The sequence below is a fragment of the Pseudoduganella sp. RAF53_2 genome (genome assembly GCF_052113985.1).
GTDB lineage: Bacteria > Pseudomonadota > Gammaproteobacteria > Burkholderiales > Burkholderiaceae_D > Rugamonas.
The window spans coordinates 1-3,286 of record NZ_JBFRDW010000663.1 but is presented as its reverse complement, the minus strand read 5'-3'; the positions used below and the strand labels follow the sequence as shown (position 1 = coordinate 3,286).

Below are 3,286 nucleotides of genomic sequence, written 5' to 3'. Positions count from 1 at the left end.
CAGCGAGAACACCGCGTGGCTGAACATCGACGCACCGCGCTTCCAGAACAGCATCAGCCACAAAAAGGGCATGGAGATCGGCACCAGCAGGAAGGAGTATTTATAGGCCGMGTTTTTCAGCTTATACAGCGCCAGCTCCGGGTTTTCCACCGCGTGCTTCAGGGCCACGTTCAGCCACGGGATATCGCTGTTGATGTTGGACGACTTCACTTCTTTCTTCCAGTCCCAGTCGGAGTCGGAATCGTCGGCTTTTGCGGCGGGCGCGCTGCTTGCTGGGCTACTTGCTGGGCTACTTGCTGCGCTGTTGGCTGAACTGCTTGCTGCGCTGCTTGCCGAGCTGCCAGCCGCGGCACCGGCAGCCGTGGTCACCGCCGCAGCCTTGGTCGCAGCTTCCTCGGCGGCCGCCAGCTTCTTCCTGGCCTTTTCCAGTGCGGCCTGCGCTTTCGCAATGCCCTTCTCGCCCTCGGCCGCTTTCAGGTCGGCTTCGGCCTCAATCACCTGTTCTTTTCGGTTCTCCACTTTCTCCGCGAGGCGCGCGCTCGTCTGCTCCGGTGTTGCCTGCTTGTCCGGCGCACCGTGATTCAGATTGCCCACGGTGAGCGAGAACACGAAGAACATCAGGAACATCATGAACAGGAACAGCGCCAGCGGCGACACGAAGCGCGTGCGCTGGCCGTCCAGGAAGCGGCGCGTCAGTTCGCCGGGGCGCAAGACCAGCAGCGGCAAGGTGCGCCAGCCCTTGGTCTCGAAGTGGAACATGCCGTGAATAAGCTCTTCCACCAGATGCAGCACGGAGTTGTGCAGGTGGGTCTTCTGCCCGCAATTTCCGCAGTAATTACCGGCAGTCTTGGCGCCACAGTTGGCACAGACCCCGCTGTGCACATGCGCGCTCTGGTCGCCGGCATTGCCTTCGATTTCGTGTGCTATCAGGCCGGCCGTAACCAGATCGCCCGCAGCTTCCAATTCCACTCCCATGCCAACCTCATTACTGATTGCAAAATCAGCATGATAGCTCACATGTCAAGGCAGCAATAGTGAATGCTGGGTCGCCGTGTGGAAGTCACGCCACACCCGGTTGATGGTGCTGTGCACGTTGGCGGCGTACAAGCCGCAGTAGGGGTAAAGACCATCCACCGCTGAGCGGGAAGCGGCGACAAGCGAGAGCGAGGCGTCCTGCAAGCTTTCGATTTCGGCTTGCGGCACTTCCTCGCCGGCCGCCACGCGCGCCCATGCACGATCGAGCAGCGCGTAAGCGTGGTCGCGTGCCTGGACGAGCTGCGTTTGCGCATCGTGCAGCAGACGCTCCACTTCCGGGCGCTGTACCAGCGGCTGTCCGCTCATCGTGTGCTTGCGGCGTGCGATCGAGTCGCGTGCCAGTCCCACGAAGTGACGCGCCATGCCGGCCAGGTTGGCGGCCAGTGTGATGTAAGCCAGCGGATAAAACGGGAATTGATACAGCGGCCCCGGCGCCGTCGCATGCGCGGCATCGATCACGAAGCCATGGCTGGACGGCACCCACTGTCCCTGAATACTGTAACTGTGCGACGCCGTCGCGCGCAGTCCGACGCTGTGCCAGGTCGGCACAATCGACACCTGCGCCGCTGGCACCGCGAATGCACTGATGCGCGGCGCACCGTTTTCATCCCGCAGCGGCTGGCCGTTCTCGCGCAGCACGGCGTTCAGCGTGAAGTGCGTGGCCATCGGCGCACCGCTGGCGTAATCCCAGCGTCCCGTGATGCGGAAGCCGTCACCTTCGCGTTCCGCAAAACCGGTCGGCGCGCCGCTGCCCGCCAGGCAGACACGCCGCGTGCCAATGATCTCGCGCGCCAGGTCCGGCGGCAGAAAGCCCGCAAACCATCCCGCGCCTGCGCACAGCGTGACGACCCAGCCCATGCTGCCATCCGCCGCCGCGATTTCCTCTTCGAGACGCACCACCTCCGGCAGCGGCAACTCCGCCCCACCTGTCGCGCGCGGCGCCAACATCCGCAACCAACCCCGCCGGTGAATCAGCGCCTGCTGCACAGGCTCCAGAAAGCCGCCCACATCAGCGGCCGCCGCGTGCTGGCAAATACGCAAAAGATCTCGTTGGGTGATGTGCTGGTTCAAAGACATTGGATCAAAGCCGGTTTAGCAGAATCGCAGCATTCTACTCTCCTGCCCACCGCCCTCCTTGTACGGCGACCGTGTTTTTGCCACAATGGCAAGCAAATGAAGACGAGACCGTACGTTTCAGAGATTGGATTGAAACCGTCGTCGGCCGAGAGGGCCGACGAGTTTCCTTTTAATTTGCCGGCGATCGCGTCGCTCGATAATTTGCTGCTGCATCCTTCGGTCACCTTCCTCGTTGGCGAGAACGGTTCGGGCAAGTCGACTTTGCTGGAGGCGATTGCGGTAGGTATGGGATTTAATCCTGAAGGCGGCAGCCGCAATTTCAACTTTGCGACGCGTGCGTCGCATACGGATCTTCACGAGCATCTGCGCCTGGTACGCGGTGTGAAGCAGCCGCGCGATGGTTTTTTCTTCCGCGCCGAGACCTTCTATAACGTCAGCACCGAGATCGAGGAGCTGGACAAGCCTCCCGGAGGGCCGCCGATCATCAGCTATTTCGGCGGCAAGTCGCTGCACGAAAAGTCGCACGGCGAGACTTTCCTGACGGTGTTCATGGAGCGCTTCCGCGGCGATAGCCTGTTTATTCTGGACGAGCCGGAAGCGGCACTGTCGCCGCAGCGCCAGCTGGCGATGCTAAGCCGCCTGCACGATCTGGTTGGCGATCGCTGCCAGTTCATCATCGCCACACACTCGCCGATTCTGATGTCCTATCCGAACGCATATATCTATGAGTGCGGTGAGCGCGGTATCCGGCTGGTCGAATATGAGGACACGGAACACTACCGCGTCATGCACGACTTCATGGCGCATCCCGAGCGGATGCTGAAGGTGCTGCTGGAACGCTAAGGCAGCAGCTCCACGCCGAACCAGCGCGCCACAATCGCGAACAGCGCGAAGCAAATCACCGTGAAGACCAGGCACACGCCCAACGTCGGCCAGAAGCCAAGGCGCGGCAATAGCCAAGGAAAGACCAGAAACATCGGCAGCGTGGGAATAACGTACCAGAACGTGTACCAGGCATGATTGGCGATCTTTTGCTGCGGCTGATTTTCGACATAAAGCCATATCAGCGCCAGCACCGTCACCATCGGCAGCGCGGCAATCAGCCCGCCAAGCCGATCACTGCGCTTGGCGAATTCTGAGACTGCGACAACCACACCGGCGGTCACCAGATATT

4 protein-coding genes are annotated in these 3,286 nt (G+C 61.4%); 1 reads left to right on the top strand and 3 read right to left on the bottom strand.

The window, feature by feature from the left end:
- Window positions 1-975, bottom strand: a 975-nt coding sequence (locus AB4Z11_RS27395; protein WP_442028999.1) for a DUF3667 domain-containing protein, incomplete at its 3' end; no start/stop codon positions are given.
- A 45-nt stretch (window positions 976-1,020) separates the two neighbouring features.
- Entirely contained in the window at window positions 1,021-1,983 is a 963-nt protein-coding gene (locus AB4Z11_RS27390) for an acyl-CoA dehydrogenase (RefSeq protein WP_442028998.1), read from the bottom strand.
- A gap of 18 nt (window positions 1,984-2,001) precedes the next feature.
- On the opposite strand from AB4Z11_RS27390, the gene AB4Z11_RS27385 reads away from it, so the two are divergent.
- Window positions 2,002-2,955: an AAA family ATPase gene (locus tag AB4Z11_RS27385; protein ID WP_442028997.1), complete on the top strand. Its 954-nt coding sequence runs from the start codon at window positions 2,002-2,004 to the stop codon at window positions 2,953-2,955.
- On the opposite strand, the gene AB4Z11_RS27380 is transcribed toward AB4Z11_RS27385, so the two are convergent.
- Window positions 2,952-3,286: DUF3147 family protein (locus tag AB4Z11_RS27380; protein WP_442028996.1), on the bottom strand; the 335-nt coding region annotated here is incomplete at its 5' end. The two genes, AB4Z11_RS27385 and AB4Z11_RS27380, sit on opposite strands and share 4 nt — an antisense overlap.